The organism is Solidesulfovibrio carbinolicus (assembly GCF_004135975.1).
Lineage (GTDB): Bacteria > Desulfobacterota > Desulfovibrionia > Desulfovibrionales > Desulfovibrionaceae > Solidesulfovibrio > Solidesulfovibrio carbinolicus.
The window spans coordinates 107,719-124,633 of the sequence record NZ_CP026538.1 but is presented as its reverse complement, the minus strand read 5'-3'; the positions used below and the strand labels follow the sequence as shown (position 1 = coordinate 124,633).

Below are 16,915 nucleotides of genomic sequence, written 5' to 3'. Positions count from 1 at the left end.
CCGTTCGGACGCATTTTCGGCCTGAGAATGCGTCCGCAAGAAGGCATGGCCGGGTCGCTGCCACGGCCGTGGGCCATGCCGGATTGCCGTTATCATCGTTTGCCGCGTGACGTGCCGCCCGGGAAAATCCCCGGGGCCGCTCGTCAAGAGGGGGGCCCGAAGGCCCCCCTTTCGCATCCCGCGTTCCTGATTGTTACAGGGCGGCGGTGTAGATGTCGGTCACGTCCTTGTCGGTCGGGCAGCGGGGGTTGGTGAACCCGCAGGCGTCCTTCTGGGCGTTGCCGGTCATGGTCGGGATGTCGGAGGCCTTGACGTCCTTGCCGTACTTCTTGCCAAGCTCGATGAGGCCGGCCGGGATGCCGACGTCGGCGGACAGCTGACGGATGGCCTTGAGCGCCAGTTCGGCGGCGTCGCGGGTGGACAGGCCGGCGGTGTTTTCGCCCATGATCTCGGCCATGGCGGCGAACTTCTCGGCCTTGGCGATCAGGTTGAACTTCTCGACGTGGGGCAGCAGGATGGCGTTGCATTCGCCGTGCGGCAGGTCATAGAAGCCGCCCAGCTGGTGGGCCATGGCGTGGACATGACCCAGGGAGGCGTTGTTGAACGCCATGCCGGCCAGGTACTGGGCAAAGCACATGCCTTCGCGGGCTTCGATGTCCTGTCCGTTGGCCACGGCCTTGCGCAGGTACTTGAAGATCAGCTTGAAGGCTTCGACGGCGCAGGCGTCGGTCATCGGGTTGGCGATGGTGGACACGTAGGCTTCCACGGCGTGGGTGAGCGCGTCCATGCCGGTGGCGGCGGTCAGCGCCGGGGGCATGCCGACCATGAGGACCGGGTCGTCGATGGCGATGTGCGGGGTGACGCGCCAGTCAACGATGGCCATCTTCACGTGGCGGGACAGGTCGGTGATGATGCAGAAGCGGGTCATCTCCGAAGCGGTGCCGGCCGTGGTGTTGACGGCCAGGTAGGGCATGAAGGACTTGGAGGATTTGTCCACGCCTTCGAAGTCATGGATCTTGCCGCCGTTGGAGACGCAAAGGCCAATGCCCTTGCCGCAGTCGTGGGAGGAGCCGCCGCCCAGGGTGATGAGGCTGTCGCAGCCTTCCTTCTTGTAGACTTCCACGCCCTTGTGGACGTTTTCGTCGGTGGGGTTGGGGATGGTCTCGTCGTACACATGGTACTTCATCCCGGCGGCGTCGAGGAGATCGGTGATCTGCTTGCAGATGCCGACCTTGACCACGCCCTTATCGGTGACGATCAGCGGTTTCGATCCGCCCAGAGCCTTGATCTTTTCGGGGATCTGTTTGGAAGCGCCGATGCCGATGAGGGTCACGCTGGGAATGAAGAAACCGTAAACTTGCTCGCGAACAGCCATGGTGCCAACCTCACTGTGGTTAAGGTTATGGTTTTGCGAACGGACCCCAAACCTGATTTCCGTTTGGCGTATGCGTAAACGTTGCCCCTTCTAAAGCAATTCCCGGGCCAACTTCGCCGTCCATGTATTTCAAGCAGTTAAAACGTCAGACCTTTTTACCCCGGGGGCAGTCTGGCCGCAGAAAGTCCCATGTCGCCCGCCCGCATTGGCCCCTGTGTCGCTGAAGCAGACGGAAATCAATTAAAAACAGCATGTTGCCCACAGCTGGACAAGTTGCCCCATGCTTCGGGCCGTGTTGGGTAAAAAGGGGACACCTGCTTGTCATGGGGCGAGTTGTCCCAAGAGCGGGCATCGCGGGTACATAAATGCCGCGTAATTCTGGTCGCTTGGAAAATGCGCCCTATTTTTGGGCGGGCAGGACAAAAGGAAACGCCCGCCAGCAGGCCAGCGAACAGAAGAACACGCGACGCGATGGACAGCGTGCCTGGCGGGAGGAGCTGGCCGAACCTCGCCAAGGCTAAAGGGACAGCGGAGAAGACTTGACCGCGACTCCTCATGTTGGCTATTTTGCCAAAAAGCAAACTTAAGCGGCCAATGGCCGCCAGAGGGGAGATCTCATGCAGCCTGCGTCATCCTGCGCCTGCGGCGCAAAACCGCGTTTCGTGTTTGCCTGTTCCGGGGCAGCCGACGTCGGGGCCGTGGCCGACCTGGCCGCCCGCCGGCTTTCCGCCGACGGCACGGCGGCCATGTTCTGCCTGGCCGGTATTGGCGGGCGCGTGCCCGGCATCCTCAAATCCGTGGAGACGGCCTCGGCCATCGCGGCCATTGACGGCTGCCCGCTGGACTGCGCCAAAAAGACCCTGGAGCAGGCCGGCTTCACCGGATTCGGCCATGTGCGGCTGACCGACCTGGGCCTGGAGAAGGGTCATACCCCGGCCACGGACGAGCATGTCGCCCAGGCCGCCCGGGCCGCCGCCGCCCTGTTTGCCGGGGAGAGGCCGTGAGGCGCCCTCTGGCCGCCCTGCTGCTGGGTCTGGCGCTTTGGCCGGCCGTTCCGGCCCGGTCCGGGGAAGTCCCGGCCGTGCCGGCCCCGGGCATGGTCACCATGGTCGATCTCGGGGCCAAGGCCTGCGTGCCCTGCAAGATGATGCAGCCCGTGCTGGCCTCGGTGGAAGCCAGGTACGCAGGCCGGGCGGCCATCATCTTCATTGATGTCTGGGAAAACCGCGACGAGCCGCGCAAGTACGGGCTACGGGTCATCCCCACCCAGATTTTCTACGACAAGACGGGCAAGGAAGTGTCGCGCCACGAGGGATTTCTCGACGAAAAGCCCATGGCCGACATCCTGGACCGTCTTCTGGCCGAGTAGGGAGCCGGCGTGCTGGACCAGACGTTGTTGGCGGTCCACGGCTGGATGGCCGGCCAGGATGTCCTGGCCGGGCTGGGGGCTTTTGCCTGGGGCCTGGCCAGCGTGCTTTTAAGTCCCTGCCATCTGGCCTCCATTCCGCTTATCGTGGGCTATGTGGCCGGCCAGGGGCGGCTGGTGGAGGGGCGGGCCGCCGTGGGCTACGCCGCCTTGTTCTCTCTGGGGCTTTTTGGCTCCATCGCCGCCGTGGGCGCGGCCTGCGCGCTCCTTGGGCGGATGCTCGGGGATGTGGGCGGCTGGCTTCCGGCAGCGGTCGGCGCGCTGCTGGTCATCGTGTCCCTGGACATGCTCGGGCTGCTGCCGGCCCGCAGCGGCGGCGGCGGGCTGGCCCGGCTGCGCCTGCGCGGCCTGTCCGGGGCGTTCCTGCTCGGCCTGGCCTACGGCGTCCTGTCCGGGGCCTGCACATTCGGCTTTTTGGCCCCGGTGCTGGGCGTGGTCACGCTGTCGGGCGAGGTGGGTTGGGGCCTGGCCCTGACGGCCCTATTCGCCCTGGGGCACTGCCTGCCCATCCTGGCGGCCGGTTCCTTTGCCGGGGCGACCGGCCGCTGGCTGGAACGAGCCGGCCGGGGCCGTTCCCTGGCCCTGTTGCGGCGCGGGGCCGGGGCGCTGGTGGGCTTGGCCGGCCTGTATTTTCTGCTTTCGCCGCTTTTGGCGGGGCCTTGAGCCTTGCGCTCGGGAGTATTGCAGAGCATATAAGCAGGAAAAGCGAGGACGCCATGGAACGGGAAAACGCCATTGCCGGTCGGTTGTCGTTTCTGGACCGCTATCTGACGCTGTGGATTTTTCTGGCCATGTTCCTCGGCGTGGGCCTGGGCTGGCTGGCCCCGGGGGTGCGCCAGGTGGTGGGCTTATTTCAGGTCGGGACCACCAACATCCCCATCGCCCTGGGCCTTATCTTGATGATGTACCCGCCCCTGGCCCGGGTGCGCTATGAGGAAATGGGGCGGGTGTTCAAGGACTTCCGGGTGCTGGGTCTGTCCCTGGCCCAGAACTGGGTCATTGGCCCGATCTTCATGTTCCTGCTGGCCGTGGTCTTTTTGCCTGACAAGCCCGACTACATGGCCGGGCTGATCCTCATCGGCCTGGCCCGATGCATCGCCATGGTCATCGTCTGGAACGATCTGGCTGGCGGCGACCGGGAGTATTGCGCCGGGCTGGTGGCGTTTAATGCCGTGTTCCAGGTGCTGTTTTTTTCGGTCTATGCCTGGTTTTTTCTGAGCGTGCTGCCGCCGCTGCTGGGGCTTTCCGGGAGCGCGGTGACCGTGGGCATGGGCCAGATCGCCGAGAGCGTGTTTATTTACCTGGGCATCCCCTTCATCGCCGGGGTGATTTCCCGGTTCGCCGGGCTGCGGCTACGAGGCCGGGAGTGGTACGAGACGCGCTTTGTGCCGCGCATCGCGCCCATGACGCTGGTGGCCCTACTGTTCACCATTCTGGTCATGTTTTCGCTCAAGGGCGAGTTCATTGTGGCCCTGCCCCTGGACGTGGTCCGGGTGGCCGTGCCGCTGTGCCTGTATTTCGTGGCCATGTTCCTGGCCTCGTTCTGGCTGTCCTGGCGGGCCGGGGCCAACTACGAGCAATCGGCCACCTTGTCGTTCACCGCCTCCTCCAACAATTTCGAGCTGGCCATTGCCGTGGCCGTGGCGGTTTTCGGGCTGGATTCGGGCCAGGCGTTCGCGGCGGTCATCGGGCCGCTGGTGGAGGTGCCGGCGCTTATCGCCCTGGTCGGCGTGGCCCTGCGGCTGCGGCGGCGCTGGTTTCCCCATGCCGTGGCCACGCCTGCCGGGGTGTGCCATGTGGCGTGCCCGCCGCGTCCGTAACGGAAATGCCACGGCGACGGGCTATGCCGGGGCATTCGGTTGACAAGGAGGATTTCATGCGTGTGCTTTTCATCTGCGTGCACAACAGCGCCCGCAGCCAGATGGCGGAGGCTTTTTTGCGGCAAATGGCCGGCGACGGCGTGACTGTGGAAAGCGCCGGCCTTGACCCCACGGTGATCAACCCGCTGGTGGTCGCCGTCATGGCTGAAGAGGGCCTTGACCTGTCCGACAAAAAGACCCGCAAGGTCTTTGATCTGTTCCGCGACGGCAAGCTTTACGACGCCGTCATCACCGTGTGCGAGGAGTCCCTGGAAGGCCAGTGCCCGGTGTTTCCGGGCGTGGCCCGGCGGCTGCATCTGCCTTTCCCGGACCCGGCCGCCGTCACCGGGACCGAGGAAGAGCGCCTAGAGGCGGTGCGGGGCATCCGCGACGCCATCAAGGAGCGCATGGCCGTCCTGGCCCGGGAGCTGGCCGACGAGGCCGGCCGCCCCTTGGGCGACCGGGCCTAGCCGAGCGTCTTTCACGCGCGCCGGCCGAAACATCGGCTGCGCCAGCAACCCTATAAACCCTTTTCCCATTGCAGGGGTCCGGGGGGATCATCCCCCCGGCCGCCGGAGGCATCTTTGAAAAATATCCTCTTCCTGTGCACCGGCAATTCCTGTCGCAGCCAGATGGCCGAGGGCTTTGCCCGGGCGCTGCGCGGCGACGTGCTGGCCGCCTATTCGGCCGGAGTGGAGAAACACGGCATGAATCCCCGGGCCGTGGCCGTCATGGCCGAGGCCGGGGTGGACATTTCGGGACAGTCCTCCAAGCTTGTGTCCGAGCTGCCCGACGTGGCCTTTGACTACGTGGTGACGTTGTGCGGTTCGGCCCATGACCTGTGCCCGTTTTTTCCGGGGCCGGTCAAAAAGGTCCATGTCGGTTTTGAGGACCCCCCGGCCTTGGCCGCCGGCGCGGCCAGCGAGGAGGAGGCGCTTGGCCATTACCGCCGGGTGCGCGACGCCATCCGGGAGTTCGTGGCCGGGCTGCCGGAAAGCCTTGACAAATAGTTGTCGCTAAAAATGCTACAGGCTATATAGTATAGACAGGATAGATGGCACGGCAGGCTGTTGCGATGTGGCTGCCGGACCATAACGCCACGTCGCCGTGGAGCCGTGAGGTCGGCGGCTCCTCTGGCGCGCTAGTGCCGATGGGGCCGATTTGACCCTGTAGAGCCCGGCCTGGTCGCCGGGCTTTGTTGTGTGCGGGCATGGTCGTTTGCATCGCAACAACGCTTGCGAAGCGTGGACATCTTTGTGTCGGCATGGCATATAGGGAAGACTGGGCTGTTGCGTTCCCCGCAGCCCCGAACCCCTGCCGCAGGAGGGAACGCCATGCGCCTGTCGCTTCGCGCCAAATTCTTTACGCCCACCCTTCTTATTGTCGTCATCGGCATGGCCGCTCTGGTTCTGGTCAATGATCGCGCCGTCAAAACAGCCTTCACCCAGGTCGAGGGCCAGGCCATGGCCCTGCTCGGCCAGTCCCTGACCAAGGATGTGACCGGCAGACTGGCGGCCAACCTCAAGCTGTTGTCGAGCTTCGCCAAGACTCCGGCCTTGATCCGGGCCGCCCAGGGACAGGGCGCCGAGGCGGCTTCCGAGGTGTTGTCGAACTTTGTCAAGGGGTTGGACGGCGTGGACTACGCCAACGTCTTCGACGCCTCGGGCCTGTGCCTGGCGTCCACCAACCCGGCGGCCGTGGGCAAGGTCAACGTGGCCGACCGCGACTACTTCGCCGCCGTCATGAACGCGGGCAAGACCGACGTGGTGTCCAAGGCCCTGGTCAGCCGCACCACGGGCAAGGCCGCCGTGGTCCTGGCCCAGCCCATCCGCGACGCCGCCGGCAAGCTCGTCGGCCTGGTCAACGCCGGCATGGACCTGGAGTCGCTGACCGCCGACCTGACGTCGCTTAAGGTCGGGGAGACGGGCTACGCCTTCATCCTGGACGCCCAGGGCATGGCCCTGGCCCATCCGGACAAGAAGCAACTTATGAAGGACGACCTGGGCCGATCCGAGGCCGGCAAGCGGGTCCTTGGCGTGGCTGGCAGCGCCGTGCTCGAATACGAGGACGCCTCGGGCCGGCATCTCGTGGCCGTAACCCGGGACGCCAGGACCGGCTGGTTCGTGGCCGTGGAAGCGCCGGTGGCCGAATTCGGGGCCTACGCCGACGCGGCCACCCGGCAAAACGCCATTATCGCGCTCATTGTCACTGCGGCCATCCTGGCGGCCATCCTGCTGCTCTTGCGCGTGACCGTGCTTGGCAAGCTGCGCCAGTGCGTGGATTTCGCCGCCGCCGTGGCCCAGGGCGATCGGGACCGGCGCATCGCCATCACGTCCGGCGACGAACTGCAGACCCTGGGCGAAGCCTTGAGTTCCATGGGGGCCAGCATCAAGGCCAATCTGGCCGAGGCCCAAGCCAAGAGCCGGGAGGCCGAGGCCCAGGCCGCCCAGGTGGCCAAAGCCCTGGAAGACGTCAAGACCGCCCAGGCCAAGGCGGAAGAAGCCAAGACCCAGGGATTGCTTCTGGCCGCCGACCAGCTCCAGGGCGTCATGGAGGCCCTGGACGGCGTGGCGGCGGAGCTTTCCCGAGAGATTTCCGCCGTGGCCGCTTCGGTGGAGGAGCAGGAACGGCGCACGGCCGAGACGGCCACGGCCATGGAAGAAATGAACGCCACCGTGCTCGAGGTGGCCAAAAACGCGGCCGAGGCCTCGACCAAGGCCGACGCCGCCCGGTCTCAGGCCATGGACGGCCGGGCCGTGGTGGAACGGTCCATCGCCGCCATCGGCCGGGTGGACGCGGCCTCGCGCCAGGTCAAGGCCGGCATGGACGAACTCGGGGCCAAGGCGCAAGCCATCGGGGCCATCATGAACGTCATCTCCGACATCGCCGACCAGACCAATCTGCTGGCGCTCAACGCCGCCATCGAGGCGGCCAGGGCCGGAGACGCCGGCCGGGGCTTCGCCGTGGTGGCCGACGAGGTGCGCAAGCTGGCCGAAAAGACCATGACCGCCACCAAGGAAGTGGGAGCGTCCATCGGGGCCATCCAGGCCGGCGCCCGGGACAGCATGGCCAAGGTGGACGAGTCGACCGCCGCCGTGGCCCACGCCACGGAGCTGACCAGCGAATCCGAGGCGGCCCTGGCCCGCATCGTGGCCCTGGTGGACGAGACGTCCTCCCAGGTCCAGGGCATCGCCACGGCGGCCGAGGAGCAGTCGGCCACCAGCGAAGAGATCAGCCGGGCCGAGGAGGCGGTCAGCCGCCTGTCCTCGGAGATCGCCCAGGGCATGCGCGAGTCGGCCGGGGTGGTGTCGAGCGTGGGCCAGCAGGTGGAAGCCCTGGAGCAGCTCGTGGCCACGTTCCGCAGCAACAGCTAGGGTCGTGGCCCTCGCCCTCCCTTGAAACGACAAGGCCCCGCCGCCGCGGGGCCTTTATTTTTGGAATAATATTCCTAAAATGCCGGGCCAGGCATCAGTCCAATTCCCGGGCGGTCCAGACGCAACGGCCGATGATCTCGAAGTCGTCGGCGTCGGACACGAGCAGCACGTTGGCGTCGGCGTCCGAGGCGATGCCGAGGCGGCCCCCGGCGTCTACCAGGCGCTTGATGTACATCTGGCCGTTGTAGCGCAGGTAGTAGACTTTGTTTTTGACGAACTGGCGGCGTCCCTCGTCAATGAGCACCACCGAGCCGTCGGCGATGGTGGGTTCCATGCTGTCGCCAAAAGCCCGGATGACGGTCATGTACTCGGGGTTGCCCTTGGAGCGGATCCAGTCGGTGCGGAAGCTTAGATAGCTCAGGGTGCGGTCGCCGGTTTCGGTGGACCCCCCGCCCATGGAGGCCGTGGCCTCGCGCAGGGGCACCTCGGTGTAGGCCGACTGGCGGTCCTCCCGGGCGTGCAGGTCACGCAGCATGGCGCGCAGCGTCTCGCCGCCGCGCCCCGCCGCCTCGCTCCCGCCGTAGGCCGGCTCGCGCACCTGGCAGCGTCGGCTCACCCCCTCCTCGGCCAGGTAGGGAGCGGCGTCCAGGCGTTGGCGTCCAAAGGCCAGCATATCTTCGTAGGACAACCCGAAAAAGGCGGCCAGCCGCCGCCGCAGGGCCGGCTTGGGGGCCTGCTTGCCGGCCAGGATCTTGCTCACGTAGCCCTGACTGGCCCCGGCGAAGGCGGCCAGCTCGCCCTGGCTGGCTTCCTGGGCGGCGGCCAGCTCCACCAGCGCCTTCCAGAAAAAATGATCCTCCTCGGTCCGAAACCCGGACTCCGGGGAGGCGGCGGCAGGACAGGCGTCGCGCATCATGGCCGGATTGTGCCCCAGTCGGGGAGGCAATGTCCATTCCTTTTTTGGAATATTATTCTTGACTAATATTCCTAATAGGAATAATTTTGACTTCAGGCAAGGTCGCAGTTCCACCCAAAGACCATGGAGACGGTTGCATGCGTGAAGCCGAGTTGGAGGCCACATTGGCGCAAAGCCTGGGAGCCGAGGCGGCCCGGGCCGCCCTGGACGCCCTGATCGCCGCCTGGGGCGGTTGTCGGCTGGACATTCCCAACGGGACCGCGTCCCGCAAACGCCGGCGTGACGCCGAGATCCGGCGACGGCACCGCGACGGCGCGGACCTTTTCGCCCTGCGCGACCAGTACGGACTGTCCGACCGCCATTTGCGGCGCATCCTGTACCCGGCCCCCGCGCCCGAACGTTGCCTGCGGGCAGGAGGGGGGGTGTCCTGACCTCGCCCTCCTGAAATCCCTGGCGTCATGGGATGCTGCCTGCTTTCCGCCCACCCGGCCGGCTCGTCCGGAGAGGCGGGAAAGCCTGCGGGAACGGTCCCGCCCAAGCCGCCGGCTCCGGGAGCCGGCGGCTTGTATTGTGCGCGGTGGGCGAGCTTGCATGAGGCGGGACAGGGCTTTTGACGGCCTGTCCGCGACGGCCGAGGCTGTTTCCAAAGAGCCGGGCGCGGGCCGGCCCCGGCCGGTCACAGGATGGGCGAGAACAGGCGGCTGACCATGACGCCGGTTTTGAAAACCACCGAGCGGTCGACGTAGTCGTCGGCCGTGGCCCGCAGGCAGTGCTGGAAATCTTCCAGCAGCATGGCTTCCACGTCGGCGATGAAGCCCTTGTGGGCTACGGCCAGGGTCAGTTCGAAATTGAGGCGAAACGACCGGTTGTCGCAGTTGGCCGTGCCCACGCTGGCCATGACGTCGTCCACCAGGATGACCTTCTGGTGCAAAAAGCCGTTCTGGTAGCGGTAGAACTTGACGCCCAGGGTTTCGAGATCGGCCAGATAGGAAAACGAGGCCAGGTAAACCATGTGGTGGTCGGCCTTGTGGGGCAGCATCACCCGCACGTCCACGCCGCGCAGCACGGCCAGCTGCAGGGCCGAGATGATCTCACGGTCGGGCACGAAATAGGGCGAGACGATCCACAGGCGTTTTTGGGCGGCGGAAATGGCCTGAAAGAAAAAGAGGTCGCAGGATTCGATGTCGTCGGCCGGACCGGTGGGCAAGACCAGCACCGGCATGTCGCCGCCCGGAGCCGGGGCCAGCTCCCAGCGCAGGGCCGGGGTCTGCCTCGTGGCCCAGTACCAGTCCTCCAGGAAAGACAGCTGCACCAAGGCCACAGCCGGGCCGTCCAGGCGCACGTGGGTGTCGCGCCAGTGGCCCAGGCGCGGGCTTTTGCCCAGGTATTCATCCCCCACGTTGTGGCCGCCGACAAAGGCCGCCACGCCGTCGGTGACCACGATCTTGCGGTGGTTGCGAAAATTGAGCTGGAGCCGGTTGCGCCAGCCCAGGGTGGTGTTAAAGGGCGAGGCCTGGACGCCGGCGTTTTTGAGTTCGTCCAGATACGCGGCGCTTAAGGAATGGCTGCCGATCTCGTCATACAGGAGATAGACGGCCAGCCCCGCCCGGGCCTTGGCAATGAGCCGTTTTTGCAGTTCTCGGCCGATGTCGTCGTCGCGGATGATGAAAAACTGCACCAGGACATAGTGTTCGGCCGCCTCGATGGCGGCGAAGATGGCCTCGAAGGTGGCCTGGCCGTCAATAAGGAGTCTCACGTGGTTGCCGGCGGTAAAGGGCAGCTCGGCCAGGCGCTCCAGCACCGGAAACAGCCCGGGCAGACCCGGGGCATGGGGATCGGGGAAGGCCTGCACGGCGTGGAGCTTGGGGGCCATGGCGTCCACGGCCTTGTCGCCGGTCCGGCGCGAGGCGACATAGCCCTGAAAACGGTTGCGTCCGAAAATCCAGTAGAGCGGCACGGCCAGATACGGAAAGGTGATCATGGCCATGACCCAGGCCATGGCTCCCTGGGACGAGCGGGCCGTGAAAAGCGCCCGGGCGGCGGACGCCGCGCCGATCAAGTGGCAACTTAAGAGGATGAGAAACAGCACCGGACCTCCCCGGCCGGCGGTCCTTGGGAACACGTCCTCGCGTCCCGGGCTTGACCGGCCTTTGCCTCTTTCTATACGCAGCCAAGAGTCCCGGCAAGAAAGGCCGGCATCCCCACAGCCCAAACGGAGAACTCCATGTCCGAACATGCCTTCGACGTGTCCCTTAACGCCCCGGTTTTCGCCGAAGACGCCAAGGTCGGGCGCGTGGCCAACGTCGTGGTCGATCCCGCCCACGGCCGGGCCACGTTTCTCGTGGTGCGCGAAGACGCCCTGCCCAACACCCTGCGCCTGGTCTCCGAAAAGCACCTCGCCGCCGCCGGCCCGGACGGCGTGCGCCTGTCCTGCCCGCCGGCCAAGTTCGCGGCCATGCGGGAATACGTGCTGACCGAGTACTATTCGCCCGAATACTTCCTCCACATGGCCGAAAAAGAGCATTGCAAGCTGCCCATGGCCCCGTCGAGCTGGACCGTGGAACGTCCGGCCACCCCGGCCGGTTCCGTGGCCCTGGCCGGCCACGAGGCCGTCGAGGCCACCGACGGCAAGGTCGGCAAGCTCGACGGCGTGCACCTGGAAGCCCATACCGGCCGCGTCATCTACCTCATCTTACGCCAGGGACACCTCTGGGGCGCGCGCGAGGTGGCCATCCCGGCCGGGCTGGTGGCCGGCTACGCGGACGGCGTCATCACGCTGTCCGTGGACAAGGCGGCCATCGCCGCGTTGCCGGCGCTGTAAGCAAGGGCATCAGGCGGAAGCGGCCTTGCGTTCTCCCTGGGTGTTTGCCAGGAAGAGCCAGGGCGCGGCAAATCCGCGGCCCTTCCCCCCGGCCTTGTGCCGCAGCCGGGAGAAGCCGGCGTTTTTTTCCTGAATCCAAACGGTTGCTTCTGCGGCAGGGGCTTGCCTGCCGCCGCATGGATTCGCAGAGGTGGAGATGGAACGGGAAAAGCCCTGGGCGGCGACGGGACTGGAAGAGGTCGGGCTGGCCGGGCGCGTGGCCCGGTCGGATCGGCTGTTTTTCCACGCCGCGCTCTATGCCAATTTCGCCCGGGACCGGGCCATGGCCGAAGCCCTGGAGACGGCGCTATGCCGGCCCGGGTTCGAGCGCCTGGAAGTGGTGTCCCTGGACCCCGTGGCCCGGCCGCCCTACTGGGACGAATTCCGACTGGTCCTGCGCCAGGACATGACCGCCGCCGCCATGCAGCGGGAATTTTCCGTGTCCGCCGCCTTCCTCGACGCCCTGGCCTCGCGTCATCCCCACACGGTGCGGCTCTACGTGACCACCGCCCTGCCCCTGGCCCCGATCCTGCTTTTGGACGACGTGGTGATCGCCGGCCACTACGCTCATTCTCCGGCGCCCGCGCCGCTGGGGCATTGGCTGGTGATCCCGGCCGACGTGGCGGGCCTTATGGAACTGGCCGAGGAAGGAGCGCGGCCCGAATCCCTGGACCCGGCCGACGTCGGGGCCTACCGGCTGATCGGCGACTGCCTGGCCGCCCGCCTGGCCTCGCGACGGCTGGCCTAGCAACGGACCCACGAAAAGCGAATAAGGCGTTTCTCAGGCAACTCGCTCCAACAAGAAATTATCTTAAAAAATACTCTCGTATTTTTCAGGGGATGCGGGCCTAGCGGCACACCCCTACAACAATACGCGCGTATTGTAGAAGTGACGCCGTATGCAACAGGCTGAAATCGCCAAGCTGCTGGCCGGGGCCGACGATCCAGGACTTTTTTCCGCCGCCGCCGCCCTGACCAGGGAAAATTTCGGCGACGAGGTCTATCTGCGCGGGGTGGTGGAATTTTCCAACCACTGCCGCAACAACTGCCGCTACTGCGGCCTGCGCGTCGCCAACACGGCCGTGCACCGCTACCGCCTGTCCGTCGAGGACGTCATCGCCTGCGCCGGCCTGGCCCGGGAGCTGTCCATCGGCACCATCGTCATCCAGTCCGGCGACGATTTCCACTACACCCGCCACGACATCGCCCGCATCGTGGTCGAAGCCAAGGCCCGGGCCGACGTGGCCGTCACCTTGTCCCTGGGCGACCGGGCCGATGACGAGTTGCTGTTCTGGCGCGAGCATGGGGCCGACCGGTATCTGCTCAAGGTGGAGACTTTCGACGAAGCGCTGTATGCCCAAAGCCGGCCGGGCCTGACCCTGGCCGACCGGCTGGCGCGTCTGGAAACCCTGCGCCGGGCCGGCTACGAGGTCGGCTCGGGCGTCATCACCGACCTGCCCGGCATGACGCCGGAGATTCTCGCCAACGATCTGGTCCGGCTGGCCGAACTGGACCTGGACATGATCGCCGTGGGGCCTTTCGTGCCCCATCCGGCCACGCCCTACGGCGACGCCCCGGCCGGTTCGATCCTCGCCGCCTTTCGGGCCATGGCCGTGCTGCGCCTGCTTTCCCCCCTGGCCAACATCCCCTCGACCTCGGCCTTAAATGCCCTGCGCGACGGCGCGCGGGAGCAGGGGCTGACCCTTGGGGCCAACGTCGTCATGCCCTCGCTGACCCCGGAAACCGTCAGCCCGGATTACGCCATCTATCCCGGCAAGAACGCCTTTCGCGCCGACGCCCGCTCCCGGGTCGAGGCGGCGCGGGAGGCCATCCGCCGGGTGGGCAGGATGCCCTCCACCGCCGTGGGCGGTTCCAAAAGGAGACGCCATGTCTGAAACCGCCGCTGAAAAAGCCCCGCGCGGGGTGCGTCTGGTCATCACCTTTGTCGGGCGAAGAAACGCCGGCAAGTCGTCGCTCATTAACGCCGTCACCGGCCAGGACGTGGCCATCGTGTCCGATTTCGCCGGCACCACCACCGATCCCGTGGCCAAGCCCTACGAGCTGTTGCCGCTGGGGCCGGTGACGCTCTACGACACGGCGGGGCTGGACGACGAGGGCGAGCTTGGGGCGCTGCGCATCGCGGCCACGCGCAAGGTCTTGTGGCGCACGGACATCGCCGTGGCGGTGGTGGACGCGGCCGAAGGCCTGGGCGACCCTGAGCGCAAAATTATCGAAGACGTGCGGCGGCTGGAGATTCCGTTCCTGGTGGTTTTCAACAAGACCGACCTGGCCGCGCCGTCGCCGGCCGATCTGCAGTGGTGCCGCGAGCAGGGCATCGCGGTGGTTAGGGCCAGCGCCGCCGACGGAACCGGGGCCACCGCCGTCAAGGAGGCCATCATGGCCCTGGCCCCGGCTGAGAGTCTGCGCGAGCCGGTCTTGTGCGGCGATCTCTTCGCCCCGGGCGAGACGGTGGTCTGTGTTGTGCCCATCGATCTGGCCGCGCCCAAGGGCCGGCTGATCCTGCCTCAGGTGCAGGTGCTGCGCGAGGTCCTCGATGGCGACGGTATCGCCGTCACGGTCAAGGACCGGGAGCTGGAGGCGGCGCTGGCCAACCTGCGCCAGCCGCCGGCCGTGGTCATCACCGACTCCCAGGTGATCCTCAAGGTGTCGGGGGATGTGCCCGATGACGTGCCGCTGACCACCTTTTCCACGCTTTTTGCCCGCTACAAGGGCGATTTGACCACCCTGGCCGCCGGGGCGGCGGCCATCGACAACCTGCGCGACGGCGACGTGGTGCTCATGGCCGAGGCCTGCTCCCATCATGTCCAGTCCGACGACATCGGCCGGGTGAAGATTCCGCGCTGGATCTCCCAGTACACCGGCCGCGACCTGACCTTTGAAATGCACGCCGGGCACGACTTCCCGGACGATCTGGAGCGTTACGCCCTGGTGGTGCATTGCGGCTCGTGCATGTTCGGACGCATGGAGATGCTGCGGCGCATCCGCGAATGCACGCGACGGGGCGTGCCGGTAACCAACTACGGCGTGGCCATCTCCAAGGTGCAGGGCGTGCTGGACCGGGTGCTGGCGCCGGTCATGCGGTAGCCACCCACCCCTACACCGGAAACGTCAAGGTAAACGTCGCGCCGCCCTGGTTCTCGGCCACAAGCGCGCCGTGCAACTGCCGGGTCAGGTTGATCACGAGCTGCATCCCGAGCGTCTGGCAGGCCTCCACGGCAAACCCTTCGGGCAAGCCCCGCCCGCCGTCCGCCACCATGACCCGGAAGCCCTCCGGCGTCCGGGACAGACACACCCGCACCTCGCCGGCCTCGCCCGGGCCGTAGGCGTGTTTGATGGCGTTGGTGAGCAGTTCGTTGAGCAACAGCCCCAGCGGCGCGGCCTTCTCAATGGACAGGTGCGACGGCTCCAGACACAGCAAAAACCGCACCCCGCCCCGGCCGCCGATGGACGATTCCAGCTGATGCGTCAGCCGCGACACGTAGTCGGACAGTTCAATGCGGCCGAAATCGCCGGTACGGTACAGCCCCTCGTGGACCAGGGCCATGGAAGTCACCCTGGCCCGGCTCTCCAGAAGCGCCTCCCGGGCCTCGGCATTGTCCGTGACCTCGGCTTGCAGGAAAAACAAGCTGGAAATGACCTGCAGGTTGTTTTTCACCCGGTGGTGCACTTCCCGCAGCAGCAGTTCCTTATCTTCCAAGGATTGGCGCAGGGCCTCGCCGGCCCGGCAGCGGTCGGTGACGTCCTCGCCCACGCACAGGAAATATTCCGGTTCCCCGGCCTCGTCGCGCACCAGATTGACGGTCAGGGCGCAGCGAAGGGCCTGCCGGTTCGGCCGCAGCAACGCCGCCTCCCGGGCAAAAGTCGCCGCGCCGCCGGCCAGGGCCGTGGCCATGCCCGCCCGTAGCGCCTCCCGGTCCTCGCCGTCGGCCAGTCCGTCCAGGGAGCCGGCCAGCAGTTCCGCCCGGCCGCGCCCGGCCAGCCCGCACAGCCGGTCGTTGACCCGAAGCCAAGCCCCATCCGGCGCGGCATGGCCCATGCCCACCGCCGCCTGCTCGAAGGACGACCGGAAAAGCCGCTCGTTTTTGACCAACGCCTTGGCCATCTCGTCAAAGGCCCCTTCAAAGACGGAAAGTTCGGCAAAAGGGGCCGATCCCTCGGTCCCGTCGACGCTTTTGGGCAGGCTGGCCGCGAACCGGGCCAAAGGCTCCTCCACCCGCTCCCGCAACTCCTTGCGCAAAAGCCCGTACGTCAACACGAAGGCCCCGGCCATGAACACGAAAAGCAGTCCCGTGGGATACAACGCCGGGGCCACCAGTTCCCAGACCGGCACGGCAAGCAGCACCAGCCAATCACCGGGTTCCGCCTTCCCGGCCGTGCCCAGCCACAGCCGCCCGCCCTGGGCATAGACCACCCGCCGTTGCCCGGCCTTGGCCGCCAGGAACAGCGGCGAATCGCCGATGTTGGCCTGTTCGGCCACCAGCCGCGATTCCGGGTGAACGATGAGGTTGCCGTAGGCGTCGCAGGCCATGACCCGGGCGTCCGGCATCCCGGCCATGGACGGCAGCTGCTGGGCCAACCCGCCCAGGTCGAGTTCGCCGGCCAAGATGGTTCCCTTGGGACCGCGCACCCCGAGATAGACGCACAACCGGCCGTCCATGGGCGAGGGCAGCGGCCGCGACAGCATGAGCCGTTCGCCGCGCAGCCGGTCGAACTGGAGCGGGAAATCCGCCCCGGCCTGCCCCGCCGGGGCGGTCTGGGCCACCATCCCGGCGGCGTCGATCCAGAGCAGCCGGCGCATGGAGGGCGAAAAAAGCAGCAACTCCCCAAGGGCCTCGCCGCTGGCCGCGCCCTGGGTGTCCGGCAAGCGGCGGGCAAAAACTTCAAGAGAGCCGTAAGCGTTGTCCAGATAGGCCGAGACAAAGGCGGCCAGGGTCCTGGCCAGCCGGACATTGTCGCGCTCCATGGCCCGCCATTGCAGACCCGCCGTGGCCGTGGCCAGAAGCGCCAGCAAAGCCAGCCCCGGCGCGACCAGCCGCACAAACAGGCTGCGGCCAACGACCCGGCTTAGAGGCGAAGTCCGCACG

16 protein-coding genes are annotated in these 16,915 nt (G+C 66.7%); 12 read left to right on the top strand and 4 right to left on the bottom strand.

The annotated features are described in order from the left end of the window. Positions 1–193: 193 nt before the first annotated feature. Positions 194–1,375: an iron-containing alcohol dehydrogenase gene (locus C3Y92_RS00555; protein WP_129348492.1), complete on the bottom strand. Its 1,182-nt coding sequence runs from the start codon at positions 1,373–1,375 to the stop codon at positions 194–196. A 617-nt stretch (positions 1,376–1,992) separates the two neighbouring features. Here C3Y92_RS00555 and C3Y92_RS00550 point away from each other — a divergent pair. The 7 genes from C3Y92_RS00550 (at position 1,993) to C3Y92_RS00520 (ending at position 8,034) form a co-directional block, all read left to right on the top strand. After that, on the top strand, positions 1,993–2,379 hold the full coding sequence (locus C3Y92_RS00550; RefSeq protein WP_129348490.1) for a putative zinc-binding protein: 387 nt from the start codon (positions 1,993–1,995) through the stop codon (positions 2,377–2,379). Further along, positions 2,376–2,744 (top strand): thioredoxin family protein, encoded by a 369-nt coding sequence (locus tag C3Y92_RS00545; RefSeq protein ID WP_129348488.1) that lies wholly within the window; start codon positions 2,376–2,378, stop codon positions 2,742–2,744. Before C3Y92_RS00550 ends, C3Y92_RS00545 begins: the two co-directional genes overlap by 4 nt. Before the next feature lie 9 nt (positions 2,745–2,753). Beyond that, complete coding sequence (locus C3Y92_RS00540) at positions 2,754–3,464, top strand: cytochrome c biogenesis CcdA family protein (RefSeq protein ID WP_129348486.1); 711 nt, start codon at positions 2,754–2,756, stop codon at positions 3,462–3,464. 53 nt (positions 3,465–3,517) lie between these two features. Further along, positions 3,518–4,621: an ACR3 family arsenite efflux transporter gene (gene arsB / locus C3Y92_RS00535; RefSeq protein WP_129348484.1), complete on the top strand. Its 1,104-nt coding sequence runs from the start codon at positions 3,518–3,520 to the stop codon at positions 4,619–4,621. 56 nt (positions 4,622–4,677) lie between these two features. After that, on the top strand, positions 4,678–5,130 hold the full coding sequence (locus C3Y92_RS00530; protein WP_129348482.1) for an arsenate reductase ArsC: 453 nt from the start codon (positions 4,678–4,680) through the stop codon (positions 5,128–5,130). A 114-nt stretch (positions 5,131–5,244) separates the two neighbouring features. Further along, entirely contained in the window at positions 5,245–5,670 is a 426-nt protein-coding gene (locus C3Y92_RS00525) for an arsenate reductase ArsC (protein WP_129348480.1), read from the top strand. Between the two features lie 324 nt (positions 5,671–5,994). Continuing rightward, on the top strand, positions 5,995–8,034 hold the full coding sequence (locus C3Y92_RS00520; protein WP_129348478.1) for a methyl-accepting chemotaxis protein: 2,040 nt from the start codon (positions 5,995–5,997) through the stop codon (positions 8,032–8,034). A 94-nt stretch (positions 8,035–8,128) separates the two neighbouring features. On the opposite strand, the gene C3Y92_RS00515 is transcribed toward C3Y92_RS00520, so the two are convergent. Further along, complete coding sequence (locus C3Y92_RS00515) at positions 8,129–8,980, bottom strand: XRE family transcriptional regulator (protein ID WP_235669563.1); 852 nt, start codon at positions 8,978–8,980, stop codon at positions 8,129–8,131. 107 nt (positions 8,981–9,087) lie between these two features. On the opposite strand from C3Y92_RS00515, the gene C3Y92_RS00510 reads away from it, so the two are divergent. After that, a complete protein-coding gene (locus C3Y92_RS00510) occupies positions 9,088–9,381 on the top strand; it encodes a Mor transcription activator family protein (RefSeq protein WP_129348476.1) in 294 nt (97 codons plus the stop codon). Between the two features lie 245 nt (positions 9,382–9,626). Here C3Y92_RS00510 and cls read toward each other — a convergent pair whose 3' ends face one another. Beyond that, positions 9,627–11,039, bottom strand: coding sequence for a cardiolipin synthase (cls, locus tag C3Y92_RS00505; protein WP_129355734.1), 1,413 nt, complete (start codon positions 11,037–11,039; stop codon positions 9,627–9,629). 135 nt (positions 11,040–11,174) lie between these two features. Here cls and C3Y92_RS00500 point away from each other — a divergent pair, with 135 nt between their 5' ends. The 4 genes from C3Y92_RS00500 (at position 11,175) to hydF (ending at position 14,915) form a co-directional block, all read left to right on the top strand. Beyond that, positions 11,175–11,771, top strand: a complete 597-nt coding sequence (locus C3Y92_RS00500) for a PRC-barrel domain-containing protein (RefSeq protein WP_129348474.1) — start codon at positions 11,175–11,177, stop codon at positions 11,769–11,771. 196 nt (positions 11,772–11,967) lie between these two features. Continuing rightward, positions 11,968–12,558, top strand: a complete 591-nt coding sequence (locus C3Y92_RS00495; protein ID WP_129355732.1) for a hypothetical protein — start codon at positions 11,968–11,970, stop codon at positions 12,556–12,558. A 151-nt stretch (positions 12,559–12,709) separates the two neighbouring features. Next, the gene (hydE, locus tag C3Y92_RS00490; RefSeq protein WP_129348472.1) at positions 12,710–13,705 is read left to right on the top strand and encodes a [FeFe] hydrogenase H-cluster radical SAM maturase HydE; all 996 of its coding nucleotides are present in this window, start codon (positions 12,710–12,712) and stop codon (positions 13,703–13,705) included. Further along, positions 13,698–14,915 (top strand): [FeFe] hydrogenase H-cluster maturation GTPase HydF, encoded by a 1,218-nt coding sequence (hydF, locus tag C3Y92_RS00485; protein WP_129348470.1) that lies wholly within the window; start codon positions 13,698–13,700, stop codon positions 14,913–14,915. Before hydE ends, hydF begins: the two co-directional genes overlap by 8 nt. Before the next feature lie 10 nt (positions 14,916–14,925). Here hydF and C3Y92_RS00480 read toward each other — a convergent pair whose 3' ends face one another. Continuing rightward, the gene (locus C3Y92_RS00480; RefSeq protein ID WP_129348468.1) at positions 14,926–16,914 is read right to left on the bottom strand and encodes a sensor histidine kinase; all 1,989 of its coding nucleotides are present in this window, start codon (positions 16,912–16,914) and stop codon (positions 14,926–14,928) included. Position 16,915: the final 1 nt, after the last annotated feature.